Origin of the sequence: Companilactobacillus pabuli (genome assembly GCF_014058425.1) — a bacterium.
In the GTDB taxonomy this organism is placed as follows: domain Bacteria; phylum Bacillota; class Bacilli; order Lactobacillales; family Lactobacillaceae; genus Companilactobacillus; species Companilactobacillus pabuli.
On sequence record NZ_CP049366.1, the window covers coordinates 1,099,752 to 1,115,099 of the forward strand.

Genomic DNA, 15,348 nt, shown 5'->3' on the forward strand with positions numbered 1-15,348 from the left:
AACCTTTTGAATGATTATTTAACTAAGTAAACTTGGTCGTGTACCAAATCATATCTGGAATAGTATTTATTCAATTCATCAATCCTTGGATCTTCAACCAATTCAGCATTATCCCAGAATTCTTTACTATTGGTAGCTCCATATTTTTCTCCAATAACTAGGAAGTTAATATTTAATTCCCGAATTTTTTGTAAAATACGATAGTCGATATCTTCTCGATCAGGGCTCCAAGCTAGAAGGACCGTATCGACATTCGTGCCATATTTTTCTAAGGCCGCTAAGGCATCTAATGACTCAACCTCAGTAACTCTTTGGTTACCAGTTTGGTCATGTTTTGCCCAACTCAAATCATCGGTACAATACGATTTCACTCCTAAATCACGTAACCCTTTAGAAAGATAACCATTACCGGCCATCAATTCCAAAAAGACTTGATTAGGAAATAATTCTGGGAATTGTTCTACAAAGTCTTGCGTAATAGTAGCCCAATAACCAAAACGTGTCTGTAAGTACGTTCTAAATTCACCTAAATCATGGTCAAATTCTTCTAAATGTGCTGACATAGCTTGATATTCAATTTCATCCAATTGAATGTTATTTTCCATATAAGCTTTGATCTCATCTTCAGACAATTGTAACTGCGGAAAATGATAACGTGGTAATTTCTTATCTAACAAGGCTTGGCAGATGCGCTCCATAAATTTGATGCGAGCATTAAAAACCATGCCATTTGGTAACTGAGCTGTATCTTGTCTTAGTCCATCTATATAATTCATTTTTTGCCCCCAGAATAATTTGCGACTTAATTGTGACTATATTACTAAAAAAAGCGGTAAACTTAAAGTAATTGAGTTGTACTGCCCTTACACTTTATTACAAATAAAGTTAAATTTTATTGACGAAAACAAGACAATTATTTCCAATAATTTGGAAAAAGTGTAATATCTTAAGTAGTACATGTACGAGGTGAAATATGGCAGAAAATAATAAAAGACGGCAGCCTAAAAAAGACGAAGAGAGCGGTTGGAAATTTTGGTTGCAAACCATTGCGTTAACAATTGCTATCTATGCTGTCTTCTTCCTAGGTTTTAAGTTTATCCTCTCGAATGATAGGGTTTCTGGTCCCTCCATGCAGCCGACCTTTGAAAATGGAGATAAAGTAATTGCTACTAGACATTCAAAACTTTCACGTGGAGATGTGATCGTTTTGAAAGCTCCCGACGAAGCAAATACTTTTTATATTAAGAGAATCATTGGTTTACCTGGAGATACAGTCGTTTCTAAGAATAATAAAATTTATATTAATGGTAAACTATATAAAGAGGACTTCCTTGATGCTGGTAAAAAGGTCAAAGAACCAGATACTAGTCTTTATGCAGGCAAGCCTTATAGTTATACCTATAATTTCACATTAAGTTCCTTGGCTAAGAACTCCCCTGAATGGCAACAACGATACAGTAGTTCTTATCTAAACAAAATTAAGAAGACTAATAAAGTTCCAGCGGGCACCTATTTTGTAATGGGAGATCATCGAACTGTTTCTAAGGATAGTCGTATTATTGGATTCATCAATAAAAAGAGTGTTATTGGTGAAGTCAAATGGCGTTATTGGCCCCTAACTAGATGGACAGTCTTTTAAATCAAAATTATATATTATTGGAGGTATTTTTATGGATAAACCAAACATTTCCGAAATGATTATTCAGTACGAAAAAGATAAAGATATGACTGATACACAATTTGCTTTTGAAAGTCATCTATCGGTTGAACGTGTTCACAACTTAAAATCAGGTGAGTATGAACCCACTGCAGATGAACTTAAAACTGTTAAAGAATACATCAAATTACACCAATAAGCGGTGTTGATAGTTTATTATTTTGAGCGATTATCGTATGATGGTCGCTTTTTTGTTTTTGATTTTTTGATATATGTTTTCGTAAAACATTTATTGATACTAACTAATTACAAAAAAAGCCAATATTTTACTATTGGTTTTTCAAAGTCTTAAAAATTTCAGCATCATGAAAATAAACAAAACAGCCTTTTATTCCTCGTTTTAACAAAATGTTGATAGAATTAAGTATCAATTCTCGTTTGATTTGATCAATATTTTCCAAATCATAATCGTGTCGATTTTTAAAGGCCTCACGATCCTCGTATTTTTTCGCATCTATTTTAACTTTATTATTCCCAGCATAAGTCACTGTTGGTCCAATAATAACGGCCACATACTGTAAATCAAAGCCTTGTACGGTATACATTGAACCAATCTCATTAATTGTTTCTGGTTTTTGAGCCCAAGTTGTTTGATCATAGTTATATTGATCCCAAGGTAAGTGAAACTCCCCTTCGTTGACAAAATGCTTTTTACCATCCAAAGTCGATGGATAGTCCGCTGTAGCAACGATTCGACACTCTCCCAGTTCATCATTTTTCTTTTTTAATTCTTGATACATCTTTTGGGCATCATCATAAACTCGAAAATCATACTCAGTATCCATGGTCAAATATTCATTACTATCTTTCAAAGGCAATAACCTATTATTGATTGTTAAATTGTCGATCCAATTAACGACTTTTTTGGGTGCTTGCATTCGCATTTGTGTTTTCAAAGTAGCACGCCCAAATTGTACCTTTTGTTCAGATACAATTCTATCTAGCAATGACTGTGACCAATAACTTTTTAATTTCAAAACTTGTCGTTGATCGTAAACTAAAATTACGATTTTACTTAATTTAATGATTTCTTCTAATTGATTTTTTTGACGAAAATTATTGTAGTTATCACTTTCACTCAATAACAAATGTGCTTCGTCAATTACGACTATATCAGCTGTTTGCTGCTTTTTATGCATTGTATTGATAAAACTAGTTGGTCGCAAAAAACGATTCTTTCGCAATACTTTAAATTGACCAGCATTTGCTTGATAAACTTTCAACAATTCAGGATGATTTACCAAAAAGTAATTATTAGTTTGATGTCTCTTTTCAATTTCTAAAAATAATTTCGTTAAAATAACACTTTTACCAGTACCAGCATCACCATTTAACTGAAACACACCTTTTTTACCGCATTGTAAGTTATTTTGACTGAATTCCATGATTTGATTGAAAACAGCTTGTTGTTCTTGAGTTAATTCTTTATTGGGAAAAACAGATTCTAACATGATTCACCTTCCATTAGTGACCAATTTATTTTGAACTAGTCAAAAAAATACGTCAAGGTTACATAAGATAAATTAAAATAAGTTGTATACAATTTACCATCATTTATCTCAAGTAAATCAAAATAGCATCAATTCAGATATAGTCGATTAACTATTTGTCTGAATTGATGCTTATTTGTTTGGTCATAAAGATATAGAATCACTGTCTAATCCGGAATAGCAAATTTATTTTTCGTCGCTCTTCAAAACGCCACCAACTGCGTAATGTTCTTTTTCCATTTCATTCAAAACGACATGAACGTGTTCTGCAGGAGCACCTGTGTTCTTAACAATAGCAGCTGTAACATCTTTGACCATTCCTCTCAATTGTTCTTCTGAACGGCCTGCAATCAAATCAATATGTACTAATGGCATAGTTATTTCTCCCTTATTAAAAAGTAGTTAAATTATCTCACAATCAAAAACATTTGAAAATACTGATTATTAGATTAATCGAATTGGCTATTATACATTCGAGCATAAAATCCATGTTTAGCTAATAATTCTTGATGCGTACCCTTTTCAATTATTTGTCCATGATCAATTACTAGAATTTTATCCGCATTTTTAATCGTTGACAGACGATGAGCAATCACAAAACTAGTTTTATCTTTCATCAAGTCAGTCATAGCTCTTTGAACATCTACTTCGGTTTGACTATCAATCGAGGCAGTCGCTTCATCTAAAACTAAGACTGGAGACTTGGCAATAAAGGCCCTAGCAATACTCAAAAGTTGTCGTTGACCTTGTGATAATTGACTAGCATTTTCACTCAAAATCGTTTCATATCCATTAGGCAATTGTTCAATAAATTTGTCAGCATTAGCAGCCTTGGCCGCACTTATAACTTCTTCATCACTAGCATTGGGCCTACCCAAACGGATATTTTCACGAATACTTAAATTGAATAGAAATGATTCTTGTTGAACGACTGTTACTAAATGGCGCAAATCATGTCGTTTAATTTTAATCACATCATGCCCGTCCAAAAGAACTCGTCCCTTTTGTAAGGGATAGAGATTAGTCAATAAGTTCATAATAGTAGTTTTCCCGGCTCCGGTTGGACCAACTAAGGCAATCACTTCTCCGGGATCAGCAACTATATTAATATTTTTTAAAATCATTTTTTTATCATAAGCAAAATATACATTTTCAAATTCTACGTGTCCCATAGCACTAGGTAAATCTATAAAATCTTGACTGTCTTTTTCTGGTTCTTCATCAATTAACTGGAAAACACGTTGAGCACTTGCCAAAGAAAGCTGTAACGTATTGATCAAGTTTAAAACATTATTTATGGGACCAGTAAAATTACGCAAATAAATCAGGAAGGTAAAGATAATTCCTACGGTAATATTACCAAAACCGCCAATAATCAAAATGGCGCCGACAGCTGTAATCAATAAATAGGCAATATTATTAGTCATATTGTTAAATGGACCAATAATTGAAGACAATGCTTGAGCTTTGAATGCCGCCTTAGTGTACTGGGAATTTACTCGATTAAATTCATTCAAAGTAATATTCGTGTGATTAAATAATTGAACTATTTGCTTACCCGAAATGGTTTCTTCAATTTGAGTGTTTAACTTACCTAATGAATCTTGTTGAGTCAAAAAGGCTTTTTGAGTTAATTTAGCAATACCTTTGGAAAACAAATACGTCGCAACTGTACTGAGAATAGCAATCAACGTAAGTACCGGTGACAAAATCAACATTGCTAATCCCATTCCAATTACACTGATCACACCCGTGAATAATTGGATAAAACTTTGCATCAGAGCTGTATTGATATTATCGACATCATTAGTCAAACGACTCATAATATCTCCATTGTCATGAGTATCAAAATATTTCATTGGTAGACGTTGTAAGTTGCCAAAAACATCCTGTCTAATTTGATTACTCGTTGCTTGAGCAACTTTGATAATGATTGAATTTTGAAAATACGTAAAAATACTAGATATAAAATAAATAATCGCTAAGAAAATACATACTGCAATCAATGCTCGCAAGCGATTTTTATCAATATATTGATCAACAATAATCCCATTCATGCGATTACCGATGATGGTAACTGCTGTTGTTACTACTGTTAAACCAAATACTAGTAATAATTTCCAACGATAATTTGACAAGTAATTCCACATTCTTCTAACAGTTTTTTGCCAATTATCTAAATTAACTTTTTGTGGGTGAATATTTCTCGGAGCCCTTTTATGCATGTCCAAAATCAACATCTCCCATCTGTGTCTGAACCAATTGACGATAAAATTGAGATTGTTGTAGCAATTGTTGATGCGTTCCCAAAGCTGTTATTTGTCCATCTTGTAGAACTAAGATTTTGTCACAGTCCATAATATTAGTTACTCGCTGAGAAATAATCAACGTTGTTTTATTTTGCCGTAATTTCTCTAATCTTTGCTTGATCATAGCGTTAGTTGTTTGATCGACTGCACTTGTAGCATCATCCAATACTAAAACATCAGACTGCATCACCAAAGCACGAGCAATATTTAGTCTTTGACGTTGACCACCTGAGAAATTCTTTCCAGCTTGTTCAACTGGAGTTTGATATTTATCAGGCAATTGTCCGATAAATTCACTGCTCATTGATGCTTGACTAGCCTGTTTTAAGGCAATTTCAGAGGCACTAGGCTGACCATAAGTTAAATTACCTAAAATATTCCCTGAAAACAGAAAAGAGTCTTGGAGAGCTACGGCAACTTTTCGGTGCAAATCTTCTAATGACATTTTCTTAATATCTACGCCACCAATTTTAATTTGACCTTGATAGTCATCGTATTTTCGAGTCAAAAGATTAATCAATGAACTCTTTCCGGACCCTGTTTCTCCAACGATTCCTAACCATTGCCCGTCCTCTACTTTAAAATTAATTTCATTTAAAATTGGTTTACTGTTATTAAAACCAAAATTCACATTTTTAAATTCAATATCACTTTTCAAAGGCATTTTTTCTTCTTGCGTAACAACTCGTTCATTATTTTCTAGGTTCAAAATCTCTTGAACTCTACTCGAACTAGTGATAGCTCGTGAAAAAGCTGTAATGATATTAACAGTTTGAATCATAGCGGTTGTAATTTGAATCATATAGTTTACAAAAGCAATAATCTGACCATCACTGATCGTATTGCTGATTGCTAAACTACCACCGTAACCAATAGCAATAATAACGCCAATATTTAGCATCAATTGAATTACTGGTGACAATATAACCGTAGCTAACGAGGCTACCTGACTATTTTGTTGCAATTTTTTATTTTGTTCAGTAAATCGTTGCAACTGATGATTTTCTAAAACATATGCTTTAATCGTCTTAGCACCTTGGAGATTTTCTCGCATCACACGATTGACAGCATCAACTGATTGCTGCATTCGTGTATATTTGGGAATACTTCTGCGAACAACAATTATTAAGAAGATAATCAAAAAAGGCATTATTATTCCTAGTATCGGTACCAAATCGGGACAGATGATGATTGACATAACAATTCCGCCAAACAGTAACATCGGCGAACGTACCAAGCCCCTCGTTACCATCATGACCAGATTTTGCATTTGCGTAACATCGTTAGTAATTCTAGTTATTAACGTAGCTGGTGATAAACTTTTTGGTTGCCGATCATTTAAAGCTACATCTAAAAGATGGCTTCTTAATGACTCTCCCATTTTTAAAGAAGCAAAACTTCCTAAAGTACCACAACTACCGCCAAAAACTAATCCTAAAATTGCAAACATAACCATTAATAAGGCGTTATGGATTACATATCCTAAATCGCCTTTAGCTAAACCCTGATCAATAATTTTAGACATCAAGGTCGGTGTAAATCACAAAAAACTTCTCCTAACATGATCAAGGGGGCCAAAAAGAAACTCAATCTTGCCTTACCTTGAGTATGTTGCATTACAATTCGAAACAAATATTTCACTTCCCATAAAAAAAGCGTCACGAACCCCTCTGACCTAGTAAGGACTAAGGAATCCGTGACGCTATAAAAATGTCTGCTTTAATCTTATTACAGTCTGCATTTGTAATCAAGAATTGAGTTTATGTTTTCGTAAAACATTTATTGTCATCGATTTTGAATACAAAAAAATAGCATCTATTCAGAGTCCCCGTTTCGGAAAACATCTGCACAGATGCTATTATTTACTTTTTTATTAAATAAGGTTATTTAGTTTGTTCATTATTCAATTTGATGATTTCAAGAATTACATCGCAAGCTTTTTCCATGGACTCTTCAGCCACATATTCAAAACGTCCGTGCATATTCTCGCCACCAGCAAAGAGATTAGGAGTTGGCAAGCCCATAAATGAAATAGTTGAACCATCTGTACCACCACGCACTGGGGCTTCGTCAGGCTCAATACCTAGATTCTTCATAGCCTGTTCAGCAATATGAACAACTTCCATATGATCTTTCATAACTTCATACATGTTGTAATATTGATCGACCATATCAATTTTTACCGTATCAGCACCGTATTTATCATTTAATTTCTTAACGATTTCGGTAACCTTATTCTTACGGCTTTCCAAACCATCACGTTCAAAATCACGAATGATATAAGACATATCAGTGTGATCGATTGTTCCCTGTTCATCACAAAGCAAGTAGAATCCTTCACGACCTTCTGTCTTTTCTGGAACTTCATCAGCTGGCAACATGCTTTGGAATTCGTTAGCAATCAACATTGAGTTGACCATGATTCCCTTGGCACCAGATGGGTGAACATCTTTACCAGTGATATGAACTTTTAGACTAGCAGCTGAGAATGTTTCAAATTCAAGTTGTCCAACTGGACCTCCATCAACTGTGTATGCAAAGTCAGCGCCAAAGTCTTTGACGTCGAACTTCTTAGCACCAGTACCAATTTCCTCATCAGGTCCTAGTCCAATCTTAATCTTACCATGCTTGATTTCTGGATGATTGATCAAATATTCCATTGTAGTCATAATTTCAGCGACACCAGACTTATCATCTGATCCCAACAATGTATCACCACTAGTAGTGATCAATGTTTGACCACCATACTTCTTCAATGATGGGAAAACTGCAGGGTCAAGTGTGTATTTACCAGCTTCATCTAGCTTAATAACACTCTTGCCATCGTAATTTTCGACGATTTTTGGTTTGATATTTTCTGAATTAAAGTCAGCAGTATCAACGTGAGAAATCAATCCCAAAACTGGAACATCTTTATCAAGATTTGAAGGCAATTCCGCTGTCAAATATGAGTCAACTTTTCGAATTTTAACATCTTTCATTCCGATTTCCATTAACTCTTCAGCTAATCTCTTCAAAAATTCAGTCTGCCTTTCGGTTGAAGGAACAGTTTCTGAATATTCATCAGAACGGGTATTTTGCTTTACATATTCCAAAAAACGAGGAATCAATTTTTCATACTTTATTGTCATTTTTATACGCTCCCTATAAAAAATTATATGGTTCTGTATCTACATCTGATTGTACTATATCCAAATCGATTTTATTAGACCTTTTCCAATCATTTAAAATATTAGCCATTTTTTTTATAAAGATTGCTTCAATATGATGTCCCGGATCAATCACATTCAAACCATTAGCCATCATATCATGAGCTGTGTGGTAATAAACATCCCCAGTAATAAAGGTATCAGCACCAGCTTTTAAGACCTCTGGATAGAATTTTCCAGCATCGCCACCGATAACAGCAACTTTTTGAACTGGTTGTCCTAGATCTGACTTCACATAACGTAAATTTGAAACATTGAAATCGTCTCGAACTTTTTTAGCAAAATCAACTAGAGACATTGGTGCAGTTAATTCTCCCATACGACCGATTGAATAATCATCATCTTCATCTAGGAAACGAACATTTTCTAAACCTAATTCTTCCATTAACCAATCGTTCATACCGTTGTGTGCTTTGTCCAAATTAGTATGACTGGCATAAACTGAAATATTATTAGCTAATAGATCACGATACATTTTATTTTGTGGTGAAGCCAAATCTAAATTATGAGCAGCACGAAACATTACCGGATGGTGGGCCACAATCAAATCAATCTTTTTATCGATTGCTTCTTGAACCACATTAGGACGAACATCCAAAGTTGTCATAACTCGATGAATCTCTTGATTTCTATCACCTAGTTGAAAACCAGTGGGATCGCCCTCCATCTTGATTGATAATGGAGCAATTTCTTCAATTTTTTCGATAACATCTTGAACTTTAACCATTATAGTATCTCCTCAATATATTTAATATCTTGGTTCATTGCCGCAATCTTATCTTGATCAATGACTTTGGCATTGTGCATATTGGCTACTGCTTTTTTAAAACTGTTCAATTTATGTTCCCATTTAGCAATAAAAGTTGGGGTCTTCTTTTGCATTAATACTGGCCCCATCAAATATTGTGCTTCAGTTAAACTAACTGGCTTATTCACTTTCTGGGCTTTAATAATTTCGTAAACATGATGTTCTTCAGCAACGATATCTTCATCAACGATTTTAAAATTATTATCAACCAACCAGTGACGTACGAGCGGTTCACCAATATTTGGCTGTAAAATTAAAGTTTTTACATTGGATAATTGTTCTTCTGTAGCGCGAGTCAGAATATCTTTGATTAGAATTCCACCCATACCCGCAATTACTACGGTATCAATTTTGTCATTTTCTTTGATGACAGCTAAACCATCACCCAAGCGAACATCGATCTTTTCACTCAAGCCAAATTTTTCCACATCAGCTTTTGAACGTGACATCGGACCTTTAGCCACCTCACCAGCAATCGCAAAACTAGCGACACTAGTTTCAAGTAATTCAACGGGTAAATATGCGTGATCAGAGCCAATATCGGCTACTCTAGTATTTTTATCAACCATTTGGTAAACGGCTTGTAATCTCTTTGAAAGTAAAGTCACTTTAACCTCTATTCTGCAGTCTTTTTATCTAAGTCTGTCATGTATTCACGTGTCATTGGCATAGCTGTTCCACTTGGACCATTTGTCAACAAGTATTGGATAACATCAATATTACCACTTTCAAATGAAGCGGCACAGGCTTGAAGATACAAGTCCCACATACGTACGAATCTTTCACCGTACATTTCATTAACTTGATCTTTGACCTTGTTAAAATTACGATCCCAAATTTCAACTGTCTTTTGGTAGTGACGACGTAGTGGCTCTAAGTCATCAATTTGAAGTCCAGCATCCAAAATATGACCAACATTTTCCTTAACATCAGGAATGTAGCCACCTGGGAAAATATACTTAACTAACCAAGCATCGACACCGACACCATAGTGTTGACCAGTAATACCATGAATCAAAGCATTACCATTTGGTTTTAAGTTCTTCTTAACAGTTTCAAAATAACCAGGTAAATTATCCTTACCAACGTGTTCGAACATACCGACTGAAACCACATGATCAAATTGTTCAGTAACTTCACGGTAATCTTCTAGCATAACTTCCATTTGATCTGAAAGATTTTCATCTTGAATCTTTTGGTTTACATAATCGTATTGTTCTTGACTAAGAGTAACACCCTTAGCTTTTAAACCATACTCTTTAGCAGCAGTGAACATCATTGTTCCCCAGCCACAACCAATATCAAGAATAGTTTCACCAGGTTTAGTATTCAATTTATTCAAAATGTGATGTACTTTGTTCATTTGAGCTTGTTCCAAAGTATCCTCAGGAGTTCTGAAATAAGCGGCTGAATAAGTCATTGTCTTGTCTAACCATAACTTATAAAAGTCATTACCAATATCGTAATGTTCTTGAATTTCCTTCTTATTTCCTTCTTCAGAGTGATTGAACTTAGGAATGTACTTCTTTAGTTTCAAACTAGACATAAAACTATCTGACTGAGTATAAGCTGAAGTGATCAATTTTTGAATTGAACCTTCAATCTCAATCTTTTTATCCATGTAGGCCTCACCAAGAGTCAAGGTAGCATGTTTGACAACCTCAGAAATTGGAACCTTGTCATTAAACTTAACCGTTATATCAGACTTGCCTTCTGGTCCATAATTTTTTTCTTTTCCGTCCCAAAAAATAACCTTAATAGGAATAGTAAATGAATGGGAAAATATCTCATCGTAAATCTTTTTATCTAACATAACTTCCTCCAAAACAATAGATATACTAATTGTAAATCAAATCGTGAAAAAATATAAAGCAAAAGTCTCAATTTTCAGAAACATAATTATAAAAACGTCTGATTTTATCTAGCATGATATTGAAAAAAACAAGTGAAACATAAAAAAAGGACCACCACAGGGTGATCCAATTTAATTATTCTAGAAAATCCTTCAATTGTTTTGATCTTGATGGATGACGTAATTTTCTCAAAGCTTTGGCTTCAATTTGACGAATTCTTTCACGAGTAACACCAAATACCTTACCTACTTCTTCAAGTGTTCTTGTACGTCCATCGTCTAATCCGAAACGCAAACGTAAAACATTTTCTTCACGATCTGTCAAAGTATCCAAAACATTTTCTAGTTGTTCCTTCAACAATTCATATGAAGCGTGATCTTCTGGACTAGTTGCATCTGAATCTTCAATGAAGTCACCAAGATGTGAGTCATCCTCTTCACCAATAGGTGTTTCCAAGGAAACTGGTTCTTGAGCAATTTTTAGAATATCACGAACTTTACCAGTTGGCATGTCCATTTCAGCACCAATTTCTTCAGGAAGTGGTTCACGGCCTAGATCTTGAAGCAATTGACGTTGGATTCTGATCAATTTGTTGATAGTTTCAACCATGTGAACAGGAATACGGATAGTTCTAGCTTGGTCAGCAATAGCACGCGTAATAGCCTGTCTGATCCACCAAGTTGCGTAAGTTGAGAATTTGAATCCTAGACGGTAATCAAACTTCTCAACGGCCTTCATTAGACCCATGTTACCTTCTTGAATCAAATCAAGGAATTGCATCCCACGTCCAACATATCTCTTGGCAATAGAAACAACCAAACGCAAGTTAGCTTCAGCTAGTTTTTGCTTAGCTACTTCATCGCCTTGTTCAATCTTCAAAGCAAGATCTACTTCTTGTTGAGCATTAAGCAATGGAACACGACCGATTTCCTTTAAGTACATACGAACAGGGTCGTTTACTTTGATATCAGTTGGTGCGGTAGTATCATTTTTCTTAGTCTTTTTCTCTTCTTTCTTTTCCTTTAGAAGAGCTAATTTACTAGGATTACCTTTGTCATCAACAACACCGATACCAACATCTTCAAGTTCACTAACGAAGTTAGTCAAAGCATCACCCTTTAGTTTATAAGGTTTGATGATTTTTTCTTGAAGATCATCTTCAGTGATCTTACCAGTTTTCTTAAGATCTTTGATAAGTTTCTTAGTTGCTGCTTTTAATTCTTTTGATACTGCTGATACTGCTGGTTTCTTAGTTGCCATATATTATTCCTCCAGTATGCTTAATTGCTAAGGATTCTTCTTACTTTAATCAATTGCTGCGTTAACTCTAACTGCAATTTGTTGTCACCGACCATCGCCGCCTTTTTGAGTTGTTGATTGATGTCACTTAATTGCGACTCCAATCCAGAATTCTTGATATTGTTCATATAATCATCAATTTCTTGATCATTATATTCAACTGGCATATTCATCATTTCAAGTTCTGCCAACAAATTCTTATCATCATTATCTAAAACATTCATAAAATCAGAGATATTGATTTCCTCTGCTGCATCATTTTGCTCAGCATATGACAATAAAGAATCAAAGATTCGTTGATAATTTTGGTGAACGAACTTGAAACCATCACCTTTTAGATTAATTCTGATCTCAGGGAAATTGATTGCCCAATACAACAAATACCGTTCCGATTTCTCTAGACGATCATATTTGGGTCGAACACTCGAGGTGACTTTTTCCAAAGCATGTTGTTGAACGTCTTTATAATTATTGGCTGGCTTTTGAATTGAAATTTGACGACGTAATGTATCCAATTCCTTATTGATAGCGTCTTTCGAGACATTCATCTCATCAGCAACCTTGCCAACATACATATCAACTTCAACAGGCGATTGTAATTTTACGATCTCTTTTAACGACCGATCCAAAAATTCCAACTGATCATGTTCGTTGTTGAGATTGTAGTTACGTTTGAAGTAATTCAAAATGAAGGAAATCGGCGTTTGAACACTATTAGCTAAATTTTGAAACTTCTCAGAACCTTCACTTTTAATGAATTCATCAGGATCCTTTTTATCTGGAATACTGATAACCCCATAAGTAAAACGTTCATCAGTCAGTTGGGTCAAAGCCCGATAAGTAGCTTCAACTCCAGGATCATCGCCATCGTAACAAATATTGATTTGATTAGTCAGACGACTTAAAACGTATAACTGTTGATCTGTCAAACTAGTACCCATCGAAGCCACACCATTAGTGACACCAGCTTTGTACGCACTAATAACATCCATAAAACCTTCAAACAGAATCACATTGCTCTTTTCACGAATCTCTTTTTTGGCATTGTTCAAATTGAACAAAGTCTTACTTTTGTTAAAAATCTCCGTTTCAGGACTATTAAGATATTTAGCCGTTGAAGCCTCTTTATCTAAAATACGTCCTGAGAAAGCAATGATATTGCCTGACTCGTCTGTAATTGGAATCATTACTCGATCCCGAAAACGGTCAAACAGTTCTCCTTCTTGATTTTGAGCAAACAGTCCCGATTTTCTCAAAATATCTTCACTGATATCTCGATCCTTGAAAAACTGTAACAAAAGGTTGTTATTATTTGGTGCATAGCCGATACCAAAGGTTTGAATCAAGTCATCATCTAATTGACGATTTCTTAAATATTTCAAAGCATTGGAGCCATTCTCTGTTTTCAATAAAATGTGGCTGTATAGCTTAGCTGCATCAGCGTACATTTTCAAAAGAGTTTGGCTATCAGAATTTTGGTATTGATTGTTCTTAGCTTCGTACTGGTCAGGGACAGGAATGTTACCCATTTGGGCAACCTCAATTACGGCTTCTGGAAAAGATTTATTTTCCATTTCCATAATGAATTTGAAGACATTACCCCCGCGACCACAACTAAAGCAGTGAAAAATTTGCTTGTCCTCTGCAACTGAAAACGAAGGAGTTCGTTCTTCATGAAACGGGCAAAGTCCAAACAAATTCTTACCTGATTTTTTTAATTGCACGTACTTGCTAATAACATCGACGATATTAGTTTTCGAGGTAACTTCATCAATGAATTCCTGAGGAATCCGTGTTGCCATGGCCGTCACCTCCTGCTTAATAGATGTTAAAATCATTTACGATCTTAACCACCAGCGACTAGTAAATAAAAAAGTGCTCCCACAAAAAGTGCAAACTGGGACCACTAGTCACTTGTCAACTATTCATTATACACGGTTATAAATAAAAGTCACTATAAAAGCACTATTTTCATTATCTTTATAAAATTCTCTAATAAACAAATGTTGTCTTATTAACAAATGTTTATTAAAATAAAAATTAATTATTATCTTTTATTGAGGAGGAGCCTCATTTGGATAGACGTACGAAAAAAACACAAAACGCGATCAAACAAGCTTTTTTGGAACTATTACAACAAAAGCCAATCAACAAAATTACCATTTCAGAAATCACTGACAAGGTTGATATCGGTCGTGGAACCTTTTATATTCACTACACTGATATTTTTGACTTGCAAAATAAAATCATAGCTGAAACAATTTCAGATTTAGAAAATATTTTTGATTTAAATTATCCCGACAGTCATGAGGAAGATTTTCATGAAATTGCTATTCGTCTTATAAACTATATTTCAAAACATAAAATGATTTTTAAAATATTGTATAAGAATGGCGATGAAAACAAATTAGCCTTTCTGATTAAAAAGATTTTTACTAAAAAAATAATGAAGCAAGAACAACTAGAAGTTAAAAATATTCAAGATCAAATTGAAGTTCGTTTTTTTATTGCTGGACTTACTGGAGTTATTTCCGACTGGGTCTTTGATAATATTGAAGTTAAGGACCAAGAATTGATTGAAATATTGACTCAACTAATGCATGATTACTAATATTTAAATATACCAAAAAAGCCAATAAACAGACAACTGTTTACTGGCTTTT

General features: G+C 34.4%; 13 protein-coding genes and 1 pseudogene. 3 read left to right on the forward strand and 11 right to left on the reverse strand.

Features of this window, described 5'->3' with window-relative positions; translation table 11 throughout:
- Positions 1–14: 14 nt before the first annotated feature.
- Complete coding sequence (locus tag G6534_RS05280; RefSeq protein ID WP_059074713.1) at positions 15–776, reverse strand: hypothetical protein; 762 nt, start codon at positions 774–776, stop codon at positions 15–17.
- 197 nt (positions 777–973) lie between these two features.
- On the opposite strand from G6534_RS05280, the gene lepB reads away from it, so the two are divergent.
- On the forward strand, positions 974–1,639 hold the full coding sequence (gene lepB / locus G6534_RS05285; RefSeq protein ID WP_059074712.1) for a signal peptidase I: 666 nt from the start codon (positions 974–976) through the stop codon (positions 1,637–1,639).
- A 31-nt stretch (positions 1,640–1,670) separates the two neighbouring features.
- Positions 1,671–1,856 carry an LBP_cg2779 family protein gene (locus tag G6534_RS05290; protein ID WP_182083227.1) on the forward strand — a complete coding sequence of 62 codons (186 nt, stop codon included), beginning with the start codon at positions 1,671–1,673 and terminating at the stop codon, positions 1,854–1,856.
- Between the two features lie 130 nt (positions 1,857–1,986).
- On the opposite strand, the gene G6534_RS05295 is transcribed toward G6534_RS05290, so the two are convergent.
- The 10 genes and pseudogenes from G6534_RS05295 to dnaG all read right to left on the reverse strand — a co-directional run bounded on the left by G6534_RS05295 (position 1,987) and on the right by dnaG (position 14,487).
- A complete protein-coding gene (locus G6534_RS05295) occupies positions 1,987–3,168 on the reverse strand; it encodes a DUF2075 domain-containing protein (protein ID WP_059074710.1) in 1,182 nt (393 codons plus the stop codon).
- 225 nt (positions 3,169–3,393) lie between these two features.
- Complete coding sequence (locus G6534_RS05300; RefSeq protein ID WP_059074709.1) at positions 3,394–3,582, reverse strand: 2-hydroxymuconate tautomerase; 189 nt, start codon at positions 3,580–3,582, stop codon at positions 3,394–3,396.
- A gap of 74 nt (positions 3,583–3,656) precedes the next feature.
- Positions 3,657–5,432, reverse strand: coding sequence for an ABC transporter ATP-binding protein (locus tag G6534_RS05305; RefSeq protein ID WP_420826957.1), 1,776 nt, complete (start codon positions 5,430–5,432; stop codon positions 3,657–3,659).
- Positions 5,425–7,148: pseudogene (locus G6534_RS05310) on the reverse strand (ABC transporter ATP-binding protein). Before G6534_RS05310 ends, G6534_RS05305 begins: the two are co-directional and overlap by 8 nt.
- A gap of 251 nt (positions 7,149–7,399) precedes the next feature.
- A complete protein-coding gene (pepT, locus tag G6534_RS05315) occupies positions 7,400–8,647 on the reverse strand; it encodes a peptidase T (RefSeq protein ID WP_182083228.1) in 1,248 nt (415 codons plus the stop codon).
- 13 nt (positions 8,648–8,660) lie between these two features.
- Positions 8,661–9,452, reverse strand: coding sequence for a Nif3-like dinuclear metal center hexameric protein (locus G6534_RS05320; RefSeq protein WP_059074705.1), 792 nt, complete (start codon positions 9,450–9,452; stop codon positions 8,661–8,663).
- Positions 9,452–10,141, reverse strand: coding sequence for a tRNA (adenine(22)-N(1))-methyltransferase (locus G6534_RS05325; RefSeq protein WP_059074704.1), 690 nt, complete (start codon positions 10,139–10,141; stop codon positions 9,452–9,454). The genes G6534_RS05320 and G6534_RS05325 overlap by 1 nt, the downstream gene beginning before the upstream one ends.
- An 8-nt stretch (positions 10,142–10,149) precedes the next feature.
- On the reverse strand, positions 10,150–11,346 hold the full coding sequence (locus G6534_RS05330) for an SAM-dependent methyltransferase (protein ID WP_182083229.1): 1,197 nt from the start codon (positions 11,344–11,346) through the stop codon (positions 10,150–10,152).
- Positions 11,347–11,521: 175 nt separating this feature from the next.
- Positions 11,522–12,646: an RNA polymerase sigma factor RpoD gene (gene rpoD / locus G6534_RS05335; RefSeq protein WP_059074702.1), complete on the reverse strand. Its 1,125-nt coding sequence runs from the start codon at positions 12,644–12,646 to the stop codon at positions 11,522–11,524.
- Between the two features lie 20 nt (positions 12,647–12,666).
- A complete protein-coding gene (gene dnaG, locus G6534_RS05340) occupies positions 12,667–14,487 on the reverse strand; it encodes a DNA primase (RefSeq protein ID WP_059074701.1) in 1,821 nt (606 codons plus the stop codon).
- 272 nt (positions 14,488–14,759) lie between these two features.
- Between dnaG and G6534_RS05345 the strand changes: the two genes are divergently transcribed.
- Entirely contained in the window at positions 14,760–15,296 is a 537-nt protein-coding gene (locus G6534_RS05345) for a TetR/AcrR family transcriptional regulator (protein WP_059074700.1), read from the forward strand.
- Positions 15,297–15,348 lie beyond the last annotated feature (52 nt).

What these genes read in the sequence shown, in the direction of transcription:
- lepB (WP_059074712.1), top strand. Translation starts at nt 974, where the DNA reads ATGGCAGAAAATAATAAAAGACGGCAGCCTAAAAAAGACGAAGAGAGC.
- pepT (WP_182083228.1), bottom strand. Translation starts at nt 8,647, where the DNA reads ATGACAATAAAGTATGAAAAATTGATTCCTCGTTTTTTGGAATATGTA.
- G6534_RS05295 (WP_059074710.1), bottom strand. Translation starts at nt 3,168, where the DNA reads ATGTTAGAATCTGTTTTTCCCAATAAAGAATTAACTCAAGAACAACAA.
- G6534_RS05280 (WP_059074713.1), bottom strand. Translation starts at nt 776, where the DNA reads ATGAATTATATAGATGGACTAAGACAAGATACAGCTCAGTTACCAAAT.
- G6534_RS05320 (WP_059074705.1), bottom strand. Translation starts at nt 9,452, where the DNA reads ATGGTTAAAGTTCAAGATGTTATCGAAAAAATTGAAGAAATTGCTCCA.
- G6534_RS05305 (WP_420826957.1), bottom strand. Translation starts at nt 5,432, where the DNA reads ATGCATAAAAGGGCTCCGAGAAATATTCACCCACAAAAAGTTAATTTA.
- G6534_RS05330 (WP_182083229.1), bottom strand. Translation starts at nt 11,346, where the DNA reads ATGTTAGATAAAAAGATTTACGATGAGATATTTTCCCATTCATTTACT.
- dnaG (WP_059074701.1), bottom strand. Translation starts at nt 14,487, where the DNA reads ATGGCAACACGGATTCCTCAGGAATTCATTGATGAAGTTACCTCGAAA.
- rpoD (WP_059074702.1), bottom strand. Translation starts at nt 12,646, where the DNA reads ATGGCAACTAAGAAACCAGCAGTATCAGCAGTATCAAAAGAATTAAAA.
- G6534_RS05300 (WP_059074709.1), bottom strand. Translation starts at nt 3,582, where the DNA reads ATGCCATTAGTACATATTGATTTGATTGCAGGCCGTTCAGAAGAACAA.
- G6534_RS05290 (WP_182083227.1), top strand. Translation starts at nt 1,671, where the DNA reads ATGGATAAACCAAACATTTCCGAAATGATTATTCAGTACGAAAAAGAT.